Source organism: Alteraurantiacibacter buctensis (genome assembly GCF_009827655.1).
Classification (GTDB): domain Bacteria; phylum Pseudomonadota; class Alphaproteobacteria; order Sphingomonadales; family Sphingomonadaceae; genus Alteraurantiacibacter; species Alteraurantiacibacter buctensis.
Map to the genome: position 1 here is coordinate 287,975 of NZ_WTYV01000001.1, position 24,131 is coordinate 312,105.

Annotated in this window: 17 protein-coding genes; 11 read left to right on the plus strand and 6 right to left on the minus strand. The window is 60.7% G+C overall.

Annotation, left to right across the window (positions count from 1 at the left end; all coding sequences use genetic code 11):
- Nucleotides 1-48: 48 nt before the first annotated feature.
- From GRI99_RS01315 to GRI99_RS01340, 6 genes are all read left to right on the plus strand, one after another.
- Nucleotides 49-699, plus strand: a complete 651-nt coding sequence (locus GRI99_RS01315; RefSeq protein ID WP_237438122.1) for a HupE/UreJ family protein — start codon at nt 49-51, stop codon at nt 697-699.
- A gap of 26 nt (nt 700-725) precedes the next feature.
- Nucleotides 726-1,340, plus strand: a complete 615-nt coding sequence (locus GRI99_RS01320) for a transmembrane anchor protein (protein WP_160770208.1) — start codon at nt 726-728, stop codon at nt 1,338-1,340.
- Between the two features lie 22 nt (nt 1,341-1,362).
- A complete protein-coding gene (locus GRI99_RS01325; RefSeq protein ID WP_160770209.1) occupies nt 1,363-2,568 on the plus strand; it encodes an MFS transporter in 1,206 nt (401 codons plus the stop codon).
- A gap of 109 nt (nt 2,569-2,677) precedes the next feature.
- Nucleotides 2,678-3,172: a cytochrome c gene (locus GRI99_RS01330; RefSeq protein ID WP_160770210.1), complete on the plus strand. Its 495-nt coding sequence runs from the start codon at nt 2,678-2,680 to the stop codon at nt 3,170-3,172.
- Between the two features lie 77 nt (nt 3,173-3,249).
- Nucleotides 3,250-3,942 carry a HupE/UreJ family protein gene (locus GRI99_RS01335; RefSeq protein ID WP_160770211.1) on the plus strand — a complete coding sequence of 231 codons (693 nt, stop codon included), beginning with the start codon at nt 3,250-3,252 and terminating at the stop codon, nt 3,940-3,942.
- Nucleotides 3,939-4,607, plus strand: a complete 669-nt coding sequence (locus tag GRI99_RS01340) for a hypothetical protein (protein WP_202392883.1) — start codon at nt 3,939-3,941, stop codon at nt 4,605-4,607. Before GRI99_RS01335 ends, GRI99_RS01340 begins: the two co-directional genes overlap by 4 nt.
- A 543-nt stretch (nt 4,608-5,150) precedes the next feature.
- On the opposite strand, the gene GRI99_RS01345 is transcribed toward GRI99_RS01340, so the two are convergent.
- Nucleotides 5,151-5,366: a helix-turn-helix domain-containing protein gene (locus tag GRI99_RS01345; protein ID WP_202392884.1), complete on the minus strand. Its 216-nt coding sequence runs from the start codon at nt 5,364-5,366 to the stop codon at nt 5,151-5,153.
- A 93-nt stretch (nt 5,367-5,459) separates the two neighbouring features.
- Here GRI99_RS01345 and GRI99_RS01350 point away from each other — a divergent pair, with 93 nt between their 5' ends.
- Entirely contained in the window at nt 5,460-6,047 is a 588-nt protein-coding gene (locus GRI99_RS01350; protein WP_160770212.1) for a hypothetical protein, read from the plus strand.
- 88 nt (nt 6,048-6,135) lie between these two features.
- On the opposite strand, the gene GRI99_RS01355 is transcribed toward GRI99_RS01350, so the two are convergent.
- The 3 genes from GRI99_RS01355 to GRI99_RS01365 all read right to left on the minus strand — a co-directional run bounded on the left by GRI99_RS01355 (nt 6,136) and on the right by GRI99_RS01365 (nt 10,524).
- Entirely contained in the window at nt 6,136-7,440 is a 1,305-nt protein-coding gene (locus GRI99_RS01355; protein WP_160770213.1) for a 5-methylcytosine restriction system specificity protein McrC, read from the minus strand.
- Nucleotides 7,437-9,683, minus strand: a complete 2,247-nt coding sequence (locus tag GRI99_RS18940) for a DUF8426 domain-containing protein (RefSeq protein WP_160770214.1) — start codon at nt 9,681-9,683, stop codon at nt 7,437-7,439. Before GRI99_RS18940 ends, GRI99_RS01355 begins: the two co-directional genes overlap by 4 nt.
- Before the next feature lie 103 nt (nt 9,684-9,786).
- The gene (locus GRI99_RS01365) at nt 9,787-10,524 is read right to left on the minus strand and encodes a thermonuclease family protein (protein WP_160770215.1); all 738 of its coding nucleotides are present in this window, start codon (nt 10,522-10,524) and stop codon (nt 9,787-9,789) included.
- Nucleotides 10,525-10,608: 84 nt separating this feature from the next.
- Here GRI99_RS01365 and GRI99_RS01370 point away from each other — a divergent pair, with 84 nt between their 5' ends.
- Nucleotides 10,609-11,808 (plus strand): PDDEXK family nuclease, encoded by a 1,200-nt coding sequence (locus tag GRI99_RS01370; protein ID WP_160770216.1) that lies wholly within the window; start codon nt 10,609-10,611, stop codon nt 11,806-11,808.
- Here the strand turns inward: GRI99_RS01370 and GRI99_RS01375 are convergent.
- Nucleotides 11,789-13,270 carry a DUF2779 domain-containing protein gene (locus GRI99_RS01375; protein ID WP_160770217.1) on the minus strand — a complete coding sequence of 494 codons (1,482 nt, stop codon included), beginning with the start codon at nt 13,268-13,270 and terminating at the stop codon, nt 11,789-11,791. The two genes, GRI99_RS01370 and GRI99_RS01375, sit on opposite strands and share 20 nt — an antisense overlap.
- Before the next feature lie 352 nt (nt 13,271-13,622).
- On the opposite strand from GRI99_RS01375, the gene GRI99_RS01380 reads away from it, so the two are divergent.
- Nucleotides 13,623-15,557, plus strand: coding sequence for a DUF2075 domain-containing protein (locus GRI99_RS01380; protein ID WP_237438060.1), 1,935 nt, complete (start codon nt 13,623-13,625; stop codon nt 15,555-15,557).
- 259 nt (nt 15,558-15,816) lie between these two features.
- Here GRI99_RS01380 and GRI99_RS01385 read toward each other — a convergent pair whose 3' ends face one another.
- The gene (locus tag GRI99_RS01385) at nt 15,817-16,683 is read right to left on the minus strand and encodes a hypothetical protein (protein ID WP_160770218.1); all 867 of its coding nucleotides are present in this window, start codon (nt 16,681-16,683) and stop codon (nt 15,817-15,819) included.
- 204 nt (nt 16,684-16,887) lie between these two features.
- On the opposite strand from GRI99_RS01385, the gene GRI99_RS01390 reads away from it, so the two are divergent.
- Together GRI99_RS01390 and GRI99_RS01395 are read left to right on the plus strand one after the other, a co-directional pair.
- Complete coding sequence (locus GRI99_RS01390; RefSeq protein WP_160770219.1) at nt 16,888-23,346, plus strand: hypothetical protein; 6,459 nt, start codon at nt 16,888-16,890, stop codon at nt 23,344-23,346.
- Entirely contained in the window at nt 23,273-23,995 is a 723-nt protein-coding gene (locus GRI99_RS01395; protein ID WP_160770220.1) for a hypothetical protein, read from the plus strand. The genes GRI99_RS01390 and GRI99_RS01395 overlap by 74 nt, the downstream gene beginning before the upstream one ends.
- Nucleotides 23,996-24,131: the final 136 nt, after the last annotated feature.

Genomic DNA, 24,131 nt, shown 5'->3' on the forward strand with positions numbered 1-24,131 from the left:
CCCGCACCACCTTGGCGGCTCTTGGCCGTGCTGGCGGTAGTTGCCATCATGCTGCTGTGTTCGGCCACCGAAGCGTTGGCGCACAACGTGGCCGAGGGTGACAAGGGCTACATCCAGGAAAGCAGCGGCGTGCTGATCATGCCGTTCATCTACCTTGGCGCGAAGCACATGGTGACCGGGTACGATCACCTGCTGTTCCTGTTCGGGGTGATCTTCTTTCTCTACCGGATGCGCGACGTGGGGATTTATGTTACCCTGTTCGCCATCGGCCATTCCACCACGCTGCTGTTCGGCGTGCTGACTGGAATTACCGCCAACGCCTATGTGATCGATGCCATCATCGGCCTGTCGGTGGTCTACAAGGCGCTCGACAATCTGGGCGCATTCCAGCGCTGGTTCGGCGTACAGCCCAATACCAAGGTGGCGACGCTGGTGTTCGGCTTCTTCCACGGCTTTGGCCTGGCTACCAAGATCATCGAGTTCGAGATCGCGCAGGACGGGCTGATCCCCAACCTGATCGCCTTCAATGTGGGCGTGGAAATCGGCCAGTTGCTGGCGCTGGGAGCCATCCTGATTCTGATGGGCTTCTGGCGACGGACAGACAGCTTCATGCGCCACGCCTTTGCCGCCAACACCCTGCTGATGACCGCAGGCTTCGTGCTGGTGGGTTACCAGCTTGCGGGCCTGGCACAGAACTGACCCCCCAACTTTTCGGAGTAATTCGCATGTACAATTCTCAACGTCCCAGGCTTGAAGACCTGCCGACTACGCGCCAGCTGGTGGGCGCCACGGGCTTTGCCGTTGTGGCTGCCGGGGCGATCCTGGCAACGGTGGTCCTGCCCGCCGAATATGCCATCGACCCCACCGGCCTTGGCCGCGCGCTCGGCTTTGCCGACATGGGCGAGGTCAAGCAGCAGCTTGCCGCCGAAGCGGCCGCAGACGCAGCCGCGCCTGTCGGCGCCGATGCCGCCGCTCCGGTAACGGCGCAAGGACCGACGCAGGCGGCAGCAGAAATCCGCAAGGATACGATGAGCCTGACGCTCGCGCCCAACGAAGGGGCCGAAATCAAGGTTACGATGGCAGAGGGTGGCCGCCTGCAATACCGCTGGAGCGTGGCTGGCGGGACCGCCAATTTCGACACCCACGGCGATCCGGTCAATGCCCCGGCCGGCTTCTATCATGGCTATGGAAGCGGGCGGAACTCGACCGGCGAGGAAGGCGAACTGGTCGCCGCGTTCGATGGCAAGCACGGCTGGTTCTGGCGCAATCGGTCTGGCGACACGGTGACGATCACCCTCGAAACGGAGGGTGGCTATACCGAGATCAGGCGCGTCGTATGACCGGACACGGAGCATTGAGGCCATGATCGCGGTCCTCGCCAATCGCACCTATCGCCACCTTTTCCTGGCCCAGGTCGTCGCCCTTGTGGGCACCGGCCTGGCCACGGTCGCCCTGGGCTTGCTGGCCGTTGATATTGCCGGTGCCAAAGGCGGCGCAGTGCTGGGCACGGCAATGGCAATCAAGATGATCGCCTATATCGGCGTGGCTCCAGTAGTGGGTGCCTATGCCGCGCGCCTGCCGCGCCGCGCTTTCCTTGTAGCAATGGACCTCATCCGTGCTGGTGTGGCCTTGGCCCTGCCGTTCGTGGACCAGGTCTGGCAGGTGTATGTTCTGATCTTCCTGCTGCAATCGGCCTCGGCTGGGTTCACCCCCACATTCCAGGCCACCATCCCGGACATTCTGCCTGACGAGGAGGACTACACGAAGGCACTGTCGCTCTCGCGGCTGGCCTACGACATGGAAAGCCTGACCAGCCCTTTGCTGGCGGCGGCCCTGCTGACGGTGATGAACTTCCACTGGCTGTTTTCCGGCACTGCGATCGGATTTGCCTGTTCAGCGCTGCTGGTCGTCTCGGTTACTCTGCCAAGGGGCACGGCACCGCCGCCGCGCCGCTCGGTATGGGCCAACACCACGCACGGCGCGCGTCTTTACCTAGCTACCCCACGACTGCGCGGCCTGCTCGCAGTGACGCTTTCGGCCGCGGCGGCCAGCGCTATGGTGATCGTCAACACTCCGGTGCTGGTGACCGAGGTGCTGGGGCTGGCGCGCTCGCAGGTGGCTATCACGCTGGCCGCTTTCGGTGGTGGCTCGATGGTCAGCGCACTATTACTGCCGCGTATCCTGGGCAGACTGTCAGACCGCACAGTCATGTTGGTGGCAGCGGCAGTGCTGACACTCAGTCTTGTTCTTCTCGGAGCGACCTGGCTTGCGCTGGCCGATGATTATCACTGGCCGATTGTGCTGGTCGGCTGGCTGGTGTTGGGAGCGGCCTACGCCGCGACCATCACTCCGGGGGGCAGATTGCTAAGAAGATCTAGCGACAGCGACGAACGCCCAGCCCTGTTTGCAGCACAGTTCGCGCTAAGCCACGTCTGTTGGCTGGTAGCCTATCCACTCTCTGGGCAGATCGGAGCAGCAGCGGGCATTGGTTTCACCTTTGTCGCGTTAAGTGCAGTATCTCTGGTCGGATTGGCAGCAGCCATCGTGATGTGGCCGTCGGTCGATTGATCCAGCCACAGCAAGATCAGGGCTGCTTGATCGCTGCAATTTCACAAACGGATTTTCGCTTTGGGGCCAGAAAGTCAATGAAAGGATTAATGGCAAGATGACACGTCCTTTGATCACCGTCGCGGGCTCGTGTGCCGCCGTCCTGCTGCTCGCATCCTGCGCCGACGAACCCGCCGATCTGCCCTATGGCACCGTTCAGCAGATGATGGCCAACGAGGTGCAGCCCACTGCAGACATCTATTGGGGTGCGGTAGGCTCGTCGAGCGAACTGATCGACGGCAAGCCCGTCAACCGCGATTGGCAGCCGGAAACCGATGCTGAATGGCAGGCCGTGGCCGCATCCGCGGTCAAGCTGCGCGAATTGGCCAATACGCTCGGCAGCCCCGCCTATGCTGAAGTTCGTGCAGAGGGCTGGACGGATTTCACCGAGGGGCTGGCTCAGGCGGCCACCCGCGCCGAGGAAGCCGCAAAGAGCAAGAATCCCGATGCCGTATTCGAGGCCGGCGGCACACTCTATTCGGTCTGCTCCGCTTGTCACCAGGCGTTCCCGCCGGAAGCGCCTGCCGCCGGGGCGGAGCCGGTGGACATGACACCGAACCGGTAAGTTTGCCGGTGCTCTGTTTCTAGGCTCTATGCTTCCTTCACCGATGTGCCTGTAGATCATCAGCAGGGAATTCGCTTATGACCCTTAAGAACGATCAATCCCGCCTGCTTGCGCTTGCGATCATCATCCTGCTGGTGCCGGTGGCGGTACTCGCCCACGACGTCGCGCAAAGCGACAAGGCTTTCGTCTCCTCGATCGAGGGGCCTGCGATCATTCCGTTCCTTTATCTCGGCGCCAAGCACATGGTGACGGGGTACGATCACATCGCCTTCCTGGTGGGGGTGGTGTTCTTCCTGCGGCGGCTGAAGGACGTGGTGCTCTACGTCTCGCTGTTCACCCTGGGCCATTCGACCACGCTGCTGGCCGGCGTCCTGCTGGGCTTCGGCGTCAACGCCTACATCATCGATGCGATCATCGGCCTGTCGGTGGTGTACAAGGGCGTCGAGAACATCGGCGGCTTCCAGAAGCTGGGCCTGGCGATCAACACCAAGCTGGTCGTGCTGGTGTTCGGCCTGTTCCACGGCCTGGGCCTGGCCACCAAGGTGCAGGACCTGGAAATGTCGCGCGATGGCCTGCTGGCCAACCTTATCGCTTTCAATGTGGGCGTGGAACTGGGGCAGGTGATTGTGCTGTCCCTGGTGGTCTACCTCTTCTCGCTGTGGCGTGACCGGCCCAGCTTCACCCGCTATGCCTTTGCAGCCAACGTGCTGCTGATTGCGGTGGGCCTGTGGCTCACCACCATCCAGATACAGGGATACCTTGCCGCATGACCGATACTGCTCCCCGTTCGAAGAAGCCCCTGCTGATCGGCGGCATTGCCCTGGTTGCCGTTGCCGCCGGCGCGGTGCTGTTCGTGCTGCCTGCCGAGACTGGCTGGGATCCCACCGGCGTGGGTAATGCGCTGGGCCTGGTCGAGATCGCCGATCCGGTCAGCCCCGAGCAGGAACGTGGGGCCGCCCGGATGGAGCGCGAGACGGTGCTGGAACTGGCCGATGCCGCCCCCGCCGCCCAGCCCGGCGCAACCGACGTGTGGGAGTACGAGCTGCCCCCGTTCGAGGGGATCGAGTTCAAGTACACCATCCCGCAGGGGGGCAAGATGGCCTTCCGCTGGCAGGGCAGCGCGCCGCTGCATTATGACATGCACGCCCACCCGTTCGAGGGCGGCACCGAGATGACCGAAAGCTACGGTGTGTCCGAAGCCCAGGCCGTGCAGGGCACCTACACCGCCCCGTTCACCGGCATCCACGGCTGGTATTGGCAGAACCGCAGTCTGGACACAGTCACCTTGCGGCTGGAAGCCAGCGGGGCCATGACCACTTCTACCCTGTTCACTGCCATGGGCGAGGTCGACCGTCCGCTCGAAGGCGTGCAAAACACGGTACAGGGCAGCGCGGCGGGCCACGAAATGCAGCAGCCCGACAGCACCGCCGAATGAACGGCGCCATTCGCCGCATAGTCACGTTTAACAGCTACTAATTCCGCATTGGAGCATAAGCGAGGCCGCCCTCACCACATGAGCAGAGCTAATTTCGTTATCTAAGCAAACGATCGACCAATCGAAATCAACACAGGGGTGCGTGGCAAGCGATTTGACTGCACCCCCTAAGAGAGTCGCACGGACGAAACTCGTCCATTCGACCCGCCTGCACTTTTGAGTGGCAGTCGGAAATCTTAACACGCATTATGATCGTGTGAATTTGGTGGCGGCAGCCAGATGTGTGTTTGAGAAGCGTGCCTAGACGCGTTCAGGATAATCACTCCCGCGACCCTCGCTCTTTGACGCCTGGACAATCCTGGAGGGCACCCAACGATCGTCGACCCGCGGCATTCCGCCCACATCGTGTGTAAGCAATGGTACGCTCTGCGCCCATTGCTCCTTCGAAAATCAGATAAAATCCGCGATCCGCCCTGCCCATTCGCTAGAGGCTGATGGATCACCTCCCGGCACTGCTGGCAATTCTACTTCTGGCTCCGGACCCTAATTCGCCAGCAGATCTGATGCTGTGACCCCGAGCGGAGCGGCAAGCTTTTCAACGACGGTGATGGTTGGGTTGCGCGCCCCACGTTCAATGTCCGAGACGTAAGTCCGGTGGACATTAGCCTCAAAGGCAAACTTCTCCTGACTCCAGCCTTTAGCCTCGCGCAAACGGCGCAGGTTCCGGGCAAGGCGCTGGCGTACATCCACCCGGCCCATGTTCGATGCTGCAGACAATCAATCTACAGACGATGAGTGACATTGCGCTTGACTTCACTGCCTTATCCAAGCGTCAACGGTGTAACTCATCGGATGCAAGAGCAGGCAATGGACGCGTTTGAACAACTGGCGGCAGATATCTTCTGGGCCCAGGGCTATTGGGTGCGCACGGGCGTCAAAGTCGAGCTCACTCGCGACGAGAAGCTTACCATTGGCCGACATTCATCGCCGCGCTGGGAAGTCGATTTGCTGGCCTGGAGCACCCAGAAGAACGAGCTCTTGGTACTCGAGTGCAAAAGCTATTTCGATTCGGGTGGGGTCCACGCGGCGCACTTTTTGCCGGGCTCCAAATATGCTCATCGATACAAGCTGTTTCACGACCAGGTGTTGCGCGAAACGGTACTTGAACGGCTCCGCCTCCAATGCCTCGAGCGCGGACTATGCTCGGCAGATGCGCAGATCAGGCTCGGGTTGGTCCATGGCCATGTCACGCGGCATAACGCAGCGCGGTTGCAGGCGATCTTCGAGCAGAACGACTGGCTGCTGTTCGGCCCCCAGTGGGCGCGCCGGCATCTGGCGCAGTTGGCGGCGGGCTCGTATGACAACTCGACGGCCGCGGTCGTGGCCAAGCTGTTGTTGCGGCCCCACCAAGACGAGGCGAGCGAGGCGCTAGACGGCTAGATGCTGTCGGCGCCGCGCGGCTCCGCTCTGCGCGGTACGGCAACTCATTTTATGTAAAGCGCAGCCCGGCTCCTTGGGGTAGCCTTCCTTAGGCCGCATTCTTCCAGGAACTCGGCTCCGCCAGCAGCGCCGAGAGCGCCGAGACCACTTCTGCCTCGGTTTGCGTTACATCAAGGGTCGCGACACTCAGCCAATCCTTGGAGTTGTTGATGGAGAACGCGCGCGGGAAAGTCTGGCCCGCAAGTCCCGCGTGATATGGGTAGAGCAGAAGAAGATCGCGGCAGTCGTAGAGGCGGCCATAGGCCATCATCTGATAAACATCCGCCTGACTGATGCCCTGCTTTTCATCGTCGATCCGGCGGGCGCTCAGGCATTTCCATTTGGTGTCGATCACCTTCAATGTCTCGCTCCCACGCTTGATGAGCAGATCGGGCCGCGTTTGAAAGCGTGGCCGGCCGCCATCTTCCTCGGTCAGGCAGAACAGCCTGCCACCTTGCGAATGGACCGAGAGCCCGGTGCCGCGAAGTACGCGTGCCGCGAGAGCTGCAACGTAGGCTTCGAATAGATCGTTCATTGGGAATAGCAGCGTCAGGCCGTTTTCCAGGCGGGCGTCATGATGGGTCGCCTGCCATTCGCGTTTCAACAATAACCGAGCCAGTCGGTAGAGTGCTTCCCATCGCCGGTTGGTTCTGTCGATGTGGACTCGCTCCCACGGCAATCCGCTCGTCGCGACATCGGCAACGTCAGCCAGGACAAACCGCAATTCGTCGAGCCGGCGTTGCGTTTCGGTGCTTCTGGCGAGCTTTCTCAGCAGGACGACAGCGGCCTTCATGATCTGCATCAGCGCGATGTCTGACGACAGCACGTCATAGCGGCAGGCAAGCCGGTCCGGTCGGACGGCATGAGTGGTGAACTGGCGAACCACATCCAATCGTCCCCGAAGCGAGGGCAAGTCTTTCTCCCTCTGCCGATAGGCGCGCGGTAGGCCGCGACGGGTCTCTGTAAGCAATCGATCGGCGAAGTTACGGATCAGGATGTCAAGAAGGGTCTCGCTCTGTCGCGCCATGCTGGTTTCGGCACCCACGCCGATTTTCAGGTCGAGCGCGATTTCGAGCATTCGCATGAGCCGATTTCTGACGGTAGGGGCCGACTCATCGGAAGCGAGAGGATCGACCTTAGGCAGGATTTCCAAGCTGCATCCCGCGGCGGCGATCACGCCAACAAACTGTTTAACGCGCAGGAAGCCGTAGTGGTCGGACAGGATGCCAGTTCCCTCCTCGCCGCCAAGCGGATGCGCGCGAGCCGCGGCAATCAGCGCATTGGCCTCGGTGCGCGAGAATCCACCGGGGCCAACTGCCACACGGCCCCATTCGCTCACCGAAAGATGCGTCACGTCTCGTCACCTCCGGCGGCATCGCCGTACTCATCGTCGGGTGTGGGTATCGCCTCGGATCCGGCAATCAGCCTGTCATAGGCATCGGCGGCAAAACGCGGACGGATGAACCAACTCGGCCTCGAATCTGCCTCGATCCCCGGTGGTGGCGCGAGGTCTCGCCGTCCGATAAATCCGTCCCCTACAACCGCATGAATGCGGCTCCAGTCCTCGAAGAAATACTCTTGAAGTAGCGGTATTACGTTGTCGCTCATCACCCGGTCGATTTCGTCCCGCGATCCGCAAGCCATAAAGAAGGCATGACCAATGCGATGATCGCGATCGATCAGATATTCGATCCGGTCATTGATCCTGTCCAGCAGGCGACGAAGGGGTACGCCATCAACCTGTTCGGGCAGCAGTCGCGATTCAGGGGCTACTTCCCGAAAAGTGAATCGCCGCCGCAGCGCCGTGTCAAGGAGCGCGATTGAGCGATCGGCGGTGTTCATCGTGCCAATTATGTGGAGATTGGCGGGGACGCCGAAGGTCTTCTTCGAATAGGGAAGTGTGAGGGTGAGCGAATTGGGCATGCCCAGCCGCTTGTCCGGTTCGATCAGGGTGATGAGTTCGCCAAACACCTTGGAGACATTGGCGCGGTTAATCTCGTCAATGATCAGGACATGAGGAAGGGGCGCCGTTGGAGTTACATCACCGCCCCCCTGACCGATCAGCGCCGAGATCGCGCCGAGGTCCACGTCATTTTTCCTCAGGGGGTAGATTGTTTTTCGGGCAAACTGGACTGGCGTGATGTCGCTGGCCATGCGTCCGTCCGGGTCGCTCCAAAGCCAGCGGACCTTCCGGCGATGAGAATAACGGCCACTGGCGCGTGGAGCGTATTCGTACTCCCCTTCCACGAGCCCGATGGCGCGGAATCGGGATAGCCCTTTCGAAACAATGATCAGATCGCCGATGTCGAGGTCGTTGCGGAACACGTCCGTGGACTGGATCGGCCCGGTTTGCAGGGTAAAGTTCTTTTCGGGATGCTTGGATAACGCTTCACGCAAGATCTGGCCCCGGTCCTCGAATCTCGGGTCGCTCCAATCAATGTCCGTGAATCCGAAGAGCGCGTAACCATTGACCAGGGATTCCTCGAAAACCCATGCCGAGTCGGGATCGCTCGCATCGCCCAAAGACATCTTAAAAATGCCGCGGTCGGATATAGCGAATGGCGCATCGCCAGAGGTGAGTGGCGCGAACCTCGCTCGGGACGCAATCTGTTGAAATATGCCAGGCTCGGGCCGAAGCTCAAATCCTGCCGCGTTACCCTCGTCGTTCTCGATAGGAACAGGGCGAAGCCCTTCCACGAAATCCTCGTAGCTGAAATTCTGGTGGAAGGTCACGAAAGCGATCCGTCCCACCTCGACGAGCTCTGCGTAGCTTGCCATCAGTTCGGCGCGGCTTGCCCCTGCGGTCTCGCCGCATAGCCGCACGGCCTCCGCCGCCGACGCGTAAGTTTTGCCGGTGCCCGGCGGGCCATAGAGGATGAGGTTGGTTGGTTTGATCATGGCCGCCTCGGGTGCCTTTTCCTCGCTAGTTGACGGTTGAGCCGATCTGACGGCCAACAGCTCATTTGCTGAGCCCGTTCGGGGAATCCCCAATGCTGCGGCGATCTCGGCCGCGACCTCGTAAGAAGTCAATTTCTGCTTGCCGTACGCGAGATATGGACGCCGTCCATTGTTCGAGCGCAGAACGCGTACTGACTTTCCTTCAAGTATTAGCGCTCTTGCGACCTCGACAATGTCGGTCGTCTCCTCAGCATCTTCCGTCTTGTTGGAGGCACCGCGGATGCGGAATGCTTTGTTTCCGGTTTGCTGGTTGACCTGTCTTACCGGCCAGTGCGGCGTACCCGTATCGTCGAGCAATAATACGCGTTTGTCTGCGTCGTCGCTGTCAAACGTTGTGCCCGCTCTGTCGCTATCGGCACGAAAATTCGCGTAATAAGACAAAGTCGAGCGGTAATGAGACAGGTTAGCATACAGGTTTCCATTGATAGGAAACGGCGCAGGATTTGGTCGGTTGGCGCGCTCATCGGACTTTGAGTAGCTTAACTCAGCTTTGATGGAGTCAAAGCCATCTGCGTCAAATGCTTCGTCGAGATCTCCAAAGTGAGTTTCAAGGCGCTTGGCATCGGTAACTTGGGTATTCTGGGTAGAGAGAGAATGCCCTTGCGCCTGCATCCACGCCCTGAAATCAGACTCTCTCACGTCACTCCCTCCTCGATCATCCAGGCAAGTGTATTGACCAATCTCAGCGTCCGCGGATGACCTGACCTATGCGCGGTGTAACTTAGAAAAGTAACGTGTTGGGCTATCGAACGATTGCTCGGCGATATCCCGCCGCTTGGGCGTCTGCCTCAGAGCAAAACATCTCTTCTGCCCTGGTTTGGTTGTAATAGGGCATGCCTGGCAAATGGTAGATCCACTCGCCTCGCCGGTTGCGGTTGCCCTTGATTACGCATCCGCCAGCAAATGCAGTCTCGGCGGGCCTCCTGGTCCTCGATGCAGTCGGTCGAGACGGGGGCGCCGGGGTCTCGTTGCCCGCCATCCGGTAGTTCTGCGGCAGATCGAACTCCGAGCGCCAGATGCCGTGGCGCTCGGCACGCGCCCGAGTTTCATCCGCCACATAGGCATTGCTGAAACTGCGATAGGCGGTCGCCCACCCTTCGCTCACCATTGTCCGGTTAAGGTCAAATTGGCCCACCCGGCAGGTCGCCAAAAGTCGGCCGTAGGTGTCGCGCTCTACTCCCATGCAGGTCACCGGGCCCACTGCAAGCAGGGCTTCAAGTTGCGCTTTGGATTCCTGTCCGCAGGCCCAGGTTTCGCCATTCAAGCGACAAGGCTGATCGAGCTCCGGGGCATCTATGCCATGCAGCCTAACTTGGGCCCCATCGACCGCTAAACTGTCTCCGTCGACGGCTGAGCCGGTCCCAACGATCGTCTCCGCTGCGACGCTGCTAGGGGCTGCAATCAGTGCCAGGGCAAGAAAGGCTATCCGCATGATCAAAGTCTCGCGCAATTTCGTGAAGCGCTCGTTACCGCTTAGCAAGATCGGCCCAGTATAAGCCAGGTCTTAACTCGCCAGTGGACTGCGGCCCCCTGCCGTTTCTGCGTTTCCCGAAAGCAATTGCGTATGACCCTTGTCCTCGTTGACGACGAAACTGGCCCGACGGTTGTTCACCGCGTGCCGCAGGGCATTGCTGCCGCTGAGCACCCCCTGCGCGACATCGTGTTTGCCCATCCGCAGATCCTGCCCCTTCACGAACTCGAGCCTGAGATTGGGCGTATTATTCCTGTAGCGATCGAGGTGAACTTGCCCGGCGCAGGCTTTGTCGACGTTCTGCTGGTCAGCGAGTACGGACGACTGATCATCGTCGAATGCAAATTGTGGCGTAACCCACAGGCCCGGCGCGAAGTCGTCGGCCAAATCCTCGATTACGCCCGCGAGCTTGCTCGTTACGGTTACGAGGATCTGCAGCGGGTCATCTCTAGTCGCCTCGGTCGCCGCGGCAACGTGCTCTATGAATTGGCAGCAGCTGCGGGGAGTCCCCTGGCGGAAGCCGATTTCGTCGATCGAGTGTCCCGCGATCTCGAAGCCGGTCGGTTCCTACTGATCATCGCTGGCGACGGCATAACCGAGGGCACCCGCAGGATCGGTGAATATCTCGGCGCGCAAGCAGGTCTCGCCTTCGACCTCGGGCTGGTCGAAATCGTCGAGTACCGATTCGACGATCCGCTAACCGGAACCGCGCGGCGCATCCTTCAACCCCGGCTGCTGGCCCGCACCCAGACCATCGAGCGCTATGTCATCCGTAGCGAAGTCCCGGGAGTGATGGTCGATCCGGTGGTCGAGGAGCCAGATCCCATCACGCGCGCGCGGCCCGAGGTCGCCGCCAACCACGCCACCTGGCGCGCCTTTGTCACCCGTTTCGTTGACGACACAGCGTTTGACGATCCGGCCCAGATGCCGGCGCGTCACGGGGGCTTGAACTGGATGCGACTACCCATGCCCGGCCCCGTCGGCTTGACCCTTTACCGTTCGGGCACGACCGGCAATGTTGGAGCGTTCCTGCGTTACCGCGATGGCGAGGGTCTCGCGCTCTATGAAGAATTGCTGGCGCAGCGTGAGGCCATTGACGCGGAGTTTGCGGCAGCCGGACTGCCGGCGCCCGAGTGGACCACATCCGGTGACGAGCGGCACATCTCGGTTCTCACCCCTTCACCCGCTCCTTGGGATGCGGCACGCGAGGAGGACCAGCGTCAGTGGTTGGCGCGGGCGGCCAACGCGTTCGTTAACATCGTCGCGCCGCGGATCACCCGCGCTCTCGGGTAAGCGCGGTCAGCACCAAGACCATCGCCTCAGTGTCGCGCCGGCAATAGTCGAGCAGCGCGTCGCGGATTGCCCCGCGGCGCTCGCGGCTCGTGGCAGGATCGGTCGCCTCGAGGTAGCCCGCCTGTGCATCGGTCCCAGACTTCACCTCGACCAGATCGGCATAGCCAATGTCGGCCAACGTCGGCAGCACCGCTTTGATCGACCAACTGCCGCGCATGTCGCGGTGGTAATAGTGTCGGCGCGCCAGCGGCAGCAGATCGACCAGCCGATCAGCGAGGCTCTCCAGCACTCGGGCAAGGTCTGGACAATGACGCGCCAGCCCGAGGATGCAGCTGCGCTCGAACGCCATGTTCCAGGCGATGACTGCGCCTTCCTGTGGGAGCCGCGCCAAGGCTTCGGCGCACGCACGGCGCGGATCGCCGCCGTCCAGCGAAAGAAACTCGCTGTGAGTCATGGTTCCGTCGGCGTTTTCGATATGCGCCGAGAACTGGAACGGCACTTGCTGGAACGGCCGCGTTCCCAGCCAGCGTGGTATGGAGGGGGCAATGGTCTCAAAGTCGAGATAGGTCCGAGGCCAGGCCCAGCCGGCCGTCGCCGCGCGGATGGCCTCCGCCTCGTGCCACACTTCGCCCGTTACCGTAGCATGATGGATCCGGCTAAGCTTGGGGCTCGGCATCTCGTCCGCCGGCACCTGAGTGAGGTCGGCGATACCGCCGGTCTTGAGTTTGGCGGCAACCTTCTTGCCGGCCGCGTCAGGCAAGATGTCGACCGGCCACTCGGGCGCCTCCGGTTCATTCCGACTGCACCAGCCGATGAAAGAACAGGTAAACGGACTAATGCAGTGATCGCCGCGCTCAATTGGCGGTTCGTCACTGGCCAGCACCGCGCGCGCCTCGGCGACCACTTCGGCCCGCGTTTCCATGATAGTCGCGACCCGTTCATCGACCCGAGTGTCGGTGAACAGGCCCGCATAGTCGCCCTCGCGCTCGAGTGTGAAGTCGCGATCGACGTGACGGATCGCTGATGAGCGAACCTCGACGCCAGCATTGCGCATGACCCACAGCTGGGTGGCGAGATCACCGATGTGATAGTCCTTCACGCCGGTGGTATTCTTGACTTCGGCCATGTGCCAACCGCCCTCCACGGGCTCGAGGATGTCCACCCGCACCAGCACGCCATCGTGGGCAAAGGTCGCCTCGAAGATCGGTCGGTCGTGGCCTTGGGCTAGCAGCGAAGAGGTCTGCTCGACCGCCCGCCCCATCCCGCCTTCCGCGCTGACCATGACTCCTCCGGGGACCAAGCTGCAGGCTAACTCGCCCACCCTGTGCCCCTCGGCGAAGCCGCGCTGCATATCGGGCTGCTCGTCGGCGAGCTCGGGCCGGTGGACCGACAGCCACAGCCGCTTGGGGCACTGCTCGAACAGCGTGATGCGCGATTTGGAAAGACCAGCCTGGCGAGTCATTCTTGAGACCTTGCTTCGGCCAGAGTAGCAATCGCTATTGCGATCACCTTGAGGTCTTGTCCGACATCGTGGAGTTGGCCGCTCAGATCGGACATACGTTTCGCCGTGGCATCGGACGCTCCACCTTGGTCTGCACACAGGGTGCCGTGCTCGAGACGCCGCGCTGCCATCGCGAAGAGCTCGCCCGGCAAACAGTCTCGTTCGTCATCGCTTACTAACACGTCCCTATGAAGCGGCGATTTTTACGCCAAGTCCAGTAGCAGCTTCGTGCCTAAGAAGACGACGCGGCCCCTTGCCCGCAAATGTTGGCGCACGACTTGCGTCATTCGGCCAATACGGGCAGCCTCTATGTATGGACCGGGCCTATCTAGCCATCGCGGCAACCGAGGTTGCCGCATCGAGCGACAATGAACTTTACGGCCAGCTTGCCCGCAAACTTCCTTTCGAGGTCGAACCCACCCAGCGAGCCGCATGGGAATATCAAATCGAGCATTTGCGGGAGCTGGCCCAAGACCTCCCCGATGCCCATTTCTTCATCGAATTTCTGATCCCGCGCATGGGACGCCGCGCCGACCTGATCATCGTCACGGGCGGCATCGTATTTGTGGTCGAGTATAAGATCGGCGCGAGGCGGCTTGATCGATCCAGTCTCGACCAGGTTTATGGCTATGGGCTCGACCTGAAGCACTTTCACGAAACCAGCCACCACCTTCCCATTGTCCCGATCCTCGTTGCTAGCGAAGTCGGCGAATGCCCAACGCCCGTGATTGACTGGGATGTGGACGGCCTCGCCCGCCCGGTTGGATTGGGCCCTAGTCAGCTTGCGAACTTCATCGCGCAGCTCGTCATTGCTGAAGATCGGCCCTCAATCGACGTCGCGCACTGGTTTGCTGGCCGCTATCGGCCAACACCGACGATCGTCGAGGCTGCGCAAGCGCTTTACGGTGGGCATGACGTCGAAGAGATATCGCGGTCGGAAGCCGGCGCCGAAAATCTCACTCGCACATCTGACTACGTTTCGCAGGTGATCGAAGGAGCAAAACAGGACCGCCGCAAGATCATCTGCTTCATTACCGGTGTACCCGGCTCAGGAAAGACCCTCGCTGGCCTCAACCTGGCAACTGCTCGCCAGCGCGCGCACAGCGAAGAGCACGCCGTCTTTTTATCGGGCAACGGGCCCCTGGTCGAAGTCTTGCGGGAGGCTCTTGCTCTCGATGCTGTGGCTCGCGCCAAAGACGCCGGGGAACGACCATCGAAGGTTCAAGAGCACCGGCGTGCATCGGCATTCATCCAGAACATCCATCACTTTCGTGACGAAGCATTGGCAAGCGACCAGCCGCCGGTCGAGAAGGTCGCTATCTTCGACGAAGCCCAGCGCGCTTGGGATGTCGAGCAGACCTCGAAGTTTATGCAGCAGAAGCGCGGGCAGCGCGGCTTTTCCATGTCTGAGCCGGAGTTCTTGCTCAGCGTGATGGATCGCCATCCTGACTGGTGTGCGATCATTTGCCTGGTTGGCGGAGGACAAGAGATCAACACCGGTGAGGCCGGGATCGACGAATGGCTGCGCGCCATCGAACGCAGCTTTCCACATTGGGATGTGCACGTCTCACCGACACTTCAGCATGGGAATGCGATTGCGAATATCACGCAGAGTGAGGGCCTTCATCTTTCCACCTCAATCCGGTCGTTCCGAGCTGAGAAGCTCTCCGACTTCGTAGGGCATGTGATCGCCGGAGATGTTGAAAAGGCGCGCCAGGTCCAAGCTGAATTGACCCATTTTCCGTTGCTGGTGACACGAGACTTGGCAGCCGCGCGCCAGTGGCTGCGTTCGATGCGGAGAGGCACAGAACGGGCCGGATTACTGGCCTCTTCCAACGCGGCTCGCCTCAAACCTCACGGGATCTTCGTGAAAGCCAAGATCGAGCCAGCGAAATGGTTCTTGGCCCCCCTCGACGACGTACGCTCGTCCGATGCACTTGAAGATGCAGCAACTGAGTTTGACGTTCAGGGCCTCGAGCTCGACTGGGCATGCCTGTGTTGGGATGCCAATTTTCGTCGTGGTGCAGGCTGGGAAACGCATCAGTTCCGCGGTTCGCGATGGGAACAGATAAGTGACCCATCACGGCAAGCCTATTTAGCCAACTCCTACCGAGTGCTCATGACCAGGGCACGACAGGGTCTAATTGTCTATGTCCCCCGCGGCGATCATGAGGATAGAACGAGGCCAGGCAGTTTTTACGATCCGGTCTTCGAATATCTCATGGCTGCGGGTCTCAGCGAGTTGTGATCGGCAGCCGAGGTACTCCAGCCTTACAAGACGGTGAGGGAGACGCTCGACCGGTTTCAATTCTAGTTAGTCCACCGCCACCCACGCCGGGCTACGTCTTCTTCGCGCCTTCAACTTCACCCGTCCGAGGGCCAATGCTCCCAACCTGAAAGCTGTCGTCACGCCATAAGGCTTCACTTAGTCGTACGAGGTCACTTGCTTCGGAAATGGTATGCTCCGTCTGTTGTGCCTGCTTCCCAAGTGTCAACCGGTGCACGTCTTAATCCGGTGGGCGTCTGCGGATAGCATCGCGAACGACATTTCCCGGCGCGATTTGTCTAGCGATATCGATCCCGTCGCGAAACCCTGGGATTTCGGCAAGAGAACCCTTTGGTCGCTGGGCCCCGCGAACCGAATGGAAGGTGGCCTCCAGCTTGTACTTCGGCATTTTCCAATCGATGGGTTCGTCGGCATAGATCCAGTCCGGCTTGGCACCATCGAAGATCAGGTTGTCGATGTAGAAGGCTGGACCCTCAAGCCCGAATTTTCCACCGCTCTGCTCAGCGATATATGCCTTTGAGAAGGCGAAGTTGGCTTGAAGCTGGGGCAGGACATCGAAGTGTTTTTCGATCGCCGCCGCTTCGCGAACGGCCTGATCGGCTGAGATGGTGCCGTCTGCCATTCGCCGCAATATCGAGTCGAGATGTCCTGATGTATAGTCAATCGCGCGGCGGCTACCCTTGGCCCTTAGGCCCGGCGCAACGACCATACGCGCGCCGGCAAATCCATTCCGGATTTCGGACGATTGCACAGCACTGTAGAGGTCCCAGGCCCGGCAAAAGAAATCGACGGTGCTCGCCGAGCCGCGCAGCGAAAGATCACGATAGGCGACAGCGCCGTCATTGAGCACGAGCGTTCGAAAATTACGAGTGCTGTGCTCGGCAACGAGACGGTGGAAGGTGCGGAGCCGATTGATCGGCCTTATCGCTTGATCCGCGATTGGATTGTAATCGACGTCCGCAATCATATTGGCATAACCGAGCAGATCGATCCATCCAACGATCGCGACCTTAAAAGGGAGACTGCTCGAGCCGCCCTTGCGGATCGCCGGTGTGCGAGTGCGTCTTAAATTGCTCGCGACAGCCATCTGCTTCCTCTTGAATCATGGAATCCGCGTGCGCGTAGGCTTCGCAGCTTGCATTGAATGTCTTCGCGCGCGGCGCCTTAGTCAAACACACTCTTCAAAACATTTCGCTGAATGTTGGATGGACAATAAGCGGGTGACTTGCCGCCCGAATTAGCTGAAGCTAGTCGCTGTAACTTTGACATTGACGAAGGGCAGAACGGGGGCGTGTCGCGAACTGACTATAGTGGCAAGCGTGGTAGCAACGCCGGTGACGATTATCACGAGCTCTGGGCCGCACGCCGCGCGCTCGAACTTATCGCACCAGGCAGCGATCTCGTTGAACTCACAGTCGAGGGCGTCACAGCCGACGATGCTGAAGGCATGGATGACGCCTTGTGGGATGGAGTAGATGCCGCTTTCTACTACGGTCAGGACGTCGACACGATCGAAGGCGTTGACCTCGTTCAGTTCAAATATTCCGGAAGCGATCCCGGTACACCGTGGACGGTAGCGCGGCTCGCTTATGCGAATAATAAGGCGAAGACCAACGCGCTGATCGCCCGCCTTGCCAGCGCCTGGAAGGGGATGCGCAAACAGCGGCCCGAGCTTGATGCTGCGGACAACATCGTTGTGAAGCTCGCCAGCAACCAGCCACTTGCGCAGGAAGTGCTCGATGCGCTGGCTGCAGCACCCGGCGACGCAATGCGAACCAAGCTGCAAAAGGCGAGTGGCCTGACACCTGCCGAATTTGCCGCTTTCGCTCCCGCCCTGGACTTTGGCGATTGCGGCGACCAGTCGCGGTTCGCGCATGAGGAGCGGGCAATTCAGACGCTCTCTAGCCTCACCGATGGCGATGTGCGGGCCGAGTTTGCCGTATTGCGCGAGTTTATCCGCAAGCGGATGCGACCCGAAGGCAGCCAGGAGACAATTACCGCGGAAAGCGTGTTCGGTATCTTCGGTCATGCCGACAAACGCGTCTTCTATCCCTGTCCGACCGAGATTGCCCGTGTGTCCGAGTTGGTGCCGCGTGCCGCCGCAGGAGCAATTGAAACGCTGTTCGCCCAAGGCACGCAAAAGGTCTGCCTTGCGGGTGCGGGCGGCGAAGGCAAGACGACGGTCCTACAAGATCTTGCTCAACGCTTGCCAACGGGCTCTGAACTGGTCGTCTATGATTGTTATGGCGGTGGCACGTATCTCAATTCCAATGGCTACCGGCATCGCGCCGAAGATGCATTTTTGCAGCTAGCTAATGACACTGCCGCACGGCTGCTGTTGCCGCCACTATTCTTTGAAACGGGGGTCGATCATCCGCGCCGCTTTGCGCGGAAGCTGGAGGCGACGGCCGCCGCCTTGGCTTCGCGCCATCCTGATGCATTGCTGGTCATTGCCGTCGATGCCGCGGACAACGCCGTTACAGCGGCATCGCACTGCGCCCCACCCGAGCGCGCTTTTGTACATGATCTCGCGCGGCTCGGCGGGATACCGGCAAATGTCCGGTTGATGTTCAGCGCGCGTACCGGTCGCCTCGCCGATCTCGACCTTCCAGATGATGTTGTTCCGGTCCCCTTGGGACCGTTCGAAATGGAAGAGTCCATCCGTTTTGCGGAAGCCAGGCTAGGGCCGCAGGACAAGGAATGGCACGAGGAGTTCCATTTCCATTCGGGCGGCAATCCGAGGGTGCAGCGTTACGCCATAGAATTTGCCGGTGAAGTAGCGGATGCCGCGCTCGACTATCTCAAGCCCAACGGCAAGAATCTCGAGCTGATCTTCACAACACGCTTCGAGGAAGCGCGGACCAAGTCTGGCAGTACTGCCGAGCTGACCCGCTTCTGCGCGGCATTGATCGTGCTACCAAGGCCAGTGCCGATCGCCCAGCTTGCAGGCGTACTTGGCGCTGAACCAGCACATATCCGTGACCTTATCGCTGACCTTGCGCCGGGCCTGGTTCTCGAAGGCGAGCTGGTGAGCTTCGCCGACGAGGATTTCGAGCATTTCCTTCGTGAAGCCGGCGCGTCGGCGATGCCCGCCATTGAGGGGAGCGCCGCCGACCATTTGATGGCATGGCGCATGGCCGATCCCTATGCGGCGAGCCATGTCGCCAATCTGGCTTTGCTCGCCGGGCGGCGTGAAGACGTCATTTCTCTAGTTCGGGAGCCGGTAGCCGACTACCCGATTGCCGATCCGGCCGAACGCGGAGAAGTCCATCGCCGAAGATTGCGGGCGGCAATGCATGTCTGCCGCGAAACCGGCAATGTCATCGATGCCGCCGCGCTGCTGCTCGAAGGTGCACAAGCGCTCAAGACCGACGATGCGGTGCAAGATATGTTGTTCAAGCACATCGAACTTGCCGCGAATTTCTCTCGAGACGCGATCTTCACGCTGTTGCTGCGAAACCGCGACAAGCGTCCAGGGCATGGCGCCTTGCTCCTCCAGCTTGCCGGGATTGATGGCGTTGCCGGCGATCGCATCGGTATGAAGTCCCATTTCCGAAGCTTTCTGGCCTGGCAGGACGGGCGCCAGGATGTCCGGAAAGCCTTTGAAGATGAGGATGACGCCGCTGCGGCGGACGAGGATGATCCTGATGCCGATACGCGGCGTCGCAAGCGCGATATCTCCAGAGAAGATTTCGAGCGAGACTGGAAACTCGAAGCGGACGACGTCGCCGCATTTCTGACAGGACGACTGCATGCTGACGGCGCGGGCGAAGTTCTGGCACTGATCCGGCGCCCGCGACCGGCCCGGTTCAGGCTGGAAGTACTACGTTGCCTGGTGATGCGCCTGGCACGTCGCGGCGATCTCGCTTTGCTGACGCGAATGCGTGATGCGTTACCGCGCCGGCATCCAGGCCGCCCGATGGTCGAGCTGGCCGTCGGTTTGTGCGGCGGAGATTTCGCGGCCGAGCCGATGTTGCGCCGGCTTGAGATCATGGCGGCCGGTGGCGGGTTTGGCGAACGCAATGTCGGCACCGACCATATGCCGGACAATTCGACGAGCGAAGCACTGCGCTTTGGTCTCGACGCGTGCGATCTGGTCGCGTTGCAGGGTGGCGATCCCGCGCGCCTTGCAGTGACACTTGCACCCGCGATGGCCACAAGCGCTAGAACGCCCAGCGCGCTGGCGAGCTATGGCCCCAGGAGCAGCGATGTCGCGGCGCGGGTCTTTGCATTGGCAAATGTGCTGAAGGGCGAGCCTGTCACGTTCGACAAATTTGTGGTCGAACCACCGCCGCCGCCGCCACCGCCCAAGAAGACTCGTGGTAAGAAAGCACCCCAGCAGCGGCCTTCGCGCGATCGCGAGTCGGATCTGCGTAAGGCGAAGGAACTCTACGAGCCGATCCTGCAGCTACACGCCACGCGCGCCATGGCGCTTGTCGGTACCATCACACCGGGTGATGCACTCCCAGCCTTGGTTGAGGCACTGAAGAAGCTAGGCTCCGCTCGTCGCTATTATGCGCGGGAGGATGAATGGCGTACGCGCGATGATACCGCGATCCGTGCGTTGCTCCCAGTAGGTCTGATCGCCGACATCGACGCAGGCGCACTGTTCGCGGCGATCCGGGGCGCTTTGGGCGAAGTCGGCTCGCTGATGCGGTTCGGTACGCTCGACTTTCTCCAACATGCCTCGATCGTACCGGGCTTTCGGCCTGGGATCATCGAACTGGCGGTCGAGACCTGCGATCATGTACGCGGCATCAAAATCTCTGCCGACGAGAAAATCGACTATCTCGTCGAGCTAGCCAAGTTGGTGCTTCCGCTTGATGCGTCAGCTGCCCGCTATTGTTTCGACGCTGCGATGAGCGTGGCCGGCGATGTCGACTATGACACGTTGCACGCCCTGTCTGTGACTGCGGCGCTGGCAAAGCGCGCACGACCGGCGATGCTCGATGCCGACGCCGAGCGTCTGGCGCTACACCTCGCCGCCGTCCATCAGGACGCTGCGATCCGTCTCGGTAACGCTGACCAATTCCCCTGGAACGACGTGGCGGTTTCGCTGGCCGCACTTGCACCGAATATTGCGCTTGCGGCGGTAGCACGCTTTGCCGAACTCGATCTGACAAGCGGGTCGGCGATGCTCGATAGGACGCTCATGCAATTCGCGGCCGACAGGACGCTCGACGATAGAAGTCTGGCGGCCTTTCTACCGATCCTCGGCGAGGATGGCGGGCGCCTTGCGACGCTGCTGCTCGAGCATGCCGGAACAGCCAATGACCACCTGCTTGCCGAGGTCGTCGCGGGCCATCTGTTGCGCGAACCTTGTGGCGACCGTGGGAAACAGCTCGCTGCGGCCGTGCTGCTGGCCGAGCCTGGTTCGGCCGTGCGCGATCTTATCGCCGCTGCGAATTTCGAGGCGACACTTCCGCAGCATCGGCCGGACTATTCACGCTACGATTCGCCAGCCAGCCCAGCGGCTGCACCGAAGCCGATCGATCCGGCACTTCTGTCGATTGCCGGTATCGATGGCATCGCGTCGTTTAGGGCACGGATCGACGCCATTATCGCCGCTGAAGACAGCCCATATGCATCGCGTAGCACGGTCGCGAACCGGTTACTGGCCAATGTCCCCTCACACCGTATCGGCGAGTTCCTCGACTTGCTGATGTCGGTGCCGGAAGAGGACGACGCCGTCTACGACATTGCTAATTTCCTGCGGGAGCAGCTTGACCGCTGGCACGACAAACCCGCTGCAAAGCAATGGGCAAGAGATCGGTTGCTATCGGTGATCGAAGCGCGATTGCCCGAATTCCTATGGTATATCGGCTATCGTGCGCCTGACCTTGCGGCGTTGCTCAAGCGGACCGAAGCGGACTCGTCCGTGATCGTCAGCCGGCTGCTCTCGGCAATCGAGCAGCATATCACATCGCTGAATTCCCTGGGCATCTTTCGATTGATCAGCTTGCTGAGCGGTTATCTCACCCATGAGCAGGCCCAAGGAATTGTAGATCGGCATACGAGCGCGCTGCATCTGCGGCTCGACGTCGCGGACCGTAGTTTGCCGGGCTTCGATAGCATTGGCGATACCGCGTCATCGGTCGCACGCTATCTCTATGCCGAACTCGGTCATATTGCGCAGGCACCGCGGTGGCGGGCCGGCTATGGCCTGCGCATTCTCGCGCGCCTCGGGAACGGCGATATGCTCGAGCAGGTGCGTCAACGGTATGACCATCGAGCAGAACCTGCCTTTAGCCACCCCGAAGCGCCGTTCTACGTCTGGGCGGCAAAGCTCTGGTTCATGATGGCGCTCGCGCGTATCGCTTGGGAGACCCCCAACCGCATTCAAGGGTGTCGGGACTGGTTATTCGAACAGGCTGAAAGCGCCGCATTTCCGCATTTGTTGGTGCGCGCGTCGGCAAAACAGGCCCTGCAGGGGCTGGCCCATGCCAATCCGAACAGCTTCAGCAAAGCCGATTGCGCGCGCATCGCGGCGATCAACAGTAGCAAGCTTGTCACCCAACAATCGACAAAGCAAAGCTGGCACAAGGGGTTCGACAGCCATCGTCCGCTTGGCGAGGAAGGACGCAGATTTCGGTTCGACAGCCTGGATTCGTTACCGTACTGGTATTCACCGCTTATGCGATGTTTTGCCGAGCCCGATCCCGGTGCCTTTTTGGAATGGGCCGAACTCTGGATCGTAGATAACCTCGGCATTACCGGCGACATCTGGAGCTATGATAAGCTGCGCGGCAATCACCGTTTCAATCGGCGGGGTCGGGATAGTTCGAACAGCCACGGTTCCCTTCCTGCAATCGAGCGCTATCGTACGCATCTGGAATGGCACGCGCTCTATCTCGCAGGGGGCGAAGCCTTGGCGACGTGGCCGCTGACGGCCGATGCCGAAGAGGACGCGTGGGACAATTTTGACCATTGGCTTTCACGTCAGGGGCCAACGCTAGCGCCCGCCTGGCTCGGCGATCTCCGCGGACCAAAGCCGCTCGAAGCCATTGCCTGGCAGGCACCGCCGCTGGACGGTTGGCTGAACACGCCAGACGCCGACGCGTTTCGCGGTTCGCTCGGGCTGGATCGCCCGGACTGGTTGGTCGTCAGTGGGCATCGTTGGCTGCACTACGGCGAAGCCTCGGGATCGACCCGTGTCGAAAGCGCATTAGTGTCGCGCGTAATGGCGACTTCGCTGCGGCTGGCTCTTGAGGCCAGCGATAGTAGTCACGACTATCGACTAGCGGTAAATGACGATGACAGTCTTGAGATCGCGTCGGGACACTTTGTATTGAAGTCGCTCCTCGCCGACCACCACGGTGATACCGAACTCGATATCCATGACCCCTTGCGCGGCGAGGTGTCCGCCTCGGGGCAATTGCCCCATCCACGGATCATCGCCTTGCTTGGGTTAGTGCGCGATCCATCCGGGCTGCCGGTCTGGTGCGATTCGAACGGTGTTGTCACTGTTCAACGAGTTGCCTGGAGCGACCCGAAACAGCCCGATGAGCGCGCTTCCCGGCATTTTGCCCAGGGTGAAGAGCTGTTGTTTCGTCGGTCGGCGATTGCGCAAATTCTCGAGACGTACGGACTCGATCTCATCACCAAAATTAATTTCAACCGACGGATTGGCGAAGCGAGCTATGCCCTCAAAAAAGACAAAAAGCGCGAGCGCGAATATGACCGGATCATCCTCTACCGGCACGATGGCAAAATCGAAGCGAGCACGCGCGGTCTCGGCCGTTGGGCGTGAGATCGAAGCGGCGCTCGGATTGGGGCATGGCGCCGATGTGCTGACACGCTGGATGGCCTTCCGCCTCGCTGAGGTGCGCGCTACCGTCGACGAAGCGGCGACGGCCGAAGCGCGCAAGAGTGCCCTGGCCGAACATGATTCGCTGATTATGGCCTTGTGGAATCAGCGGAGTTCGCTCCCCGAGCCGCTCGGCGTCGATCGCCGCACCGGGCTCGCCACACGCATCATCCAGCAGCTTGTCGACGATCCGAGCGTGTGGAACCGGCCGGACACACCCCGAAACGCCGTTGAAGTGCTCGGTAGCCTCCGCGATCATTGGGCCTATCTTCTCTCAGTGGCGGCCGTGCTGATGTACAAGCGTGAAGCGATTGAGCTCGGCCCTGAAGATCCTGACTTGCCGCTGACCGACGAAGAACGTGAAAACCGCAGACAATGGGCGGAGCTATCCCAAAGGGTCCTACGCGACATTCGTATGCGGGAAGGATCCCTGTACCGCGAGACCGAGCCATCCGACGCGGAAGCGGTCATAAAGCTTGAACAGGATGTCGGCAAGACCATCGCCAAATTGCGTGCCCATCTCGATATGCTCGAGCCGATGCTACTTCCAGACGTCCAGAAGGATTCTCCGAAAAACCACATGGCCAAATGAACAGCTCCGTCCGCCTTTGAGAGGCAATAGACTGTGAGCGACTGCATGAGAGCTTTGCACTGATGGCGCTTGGACTACTGAGTGTCCGCTTCGCTATATCCAATGACCTGAAGCTGCCAGTCAGCTACCGGCCCAA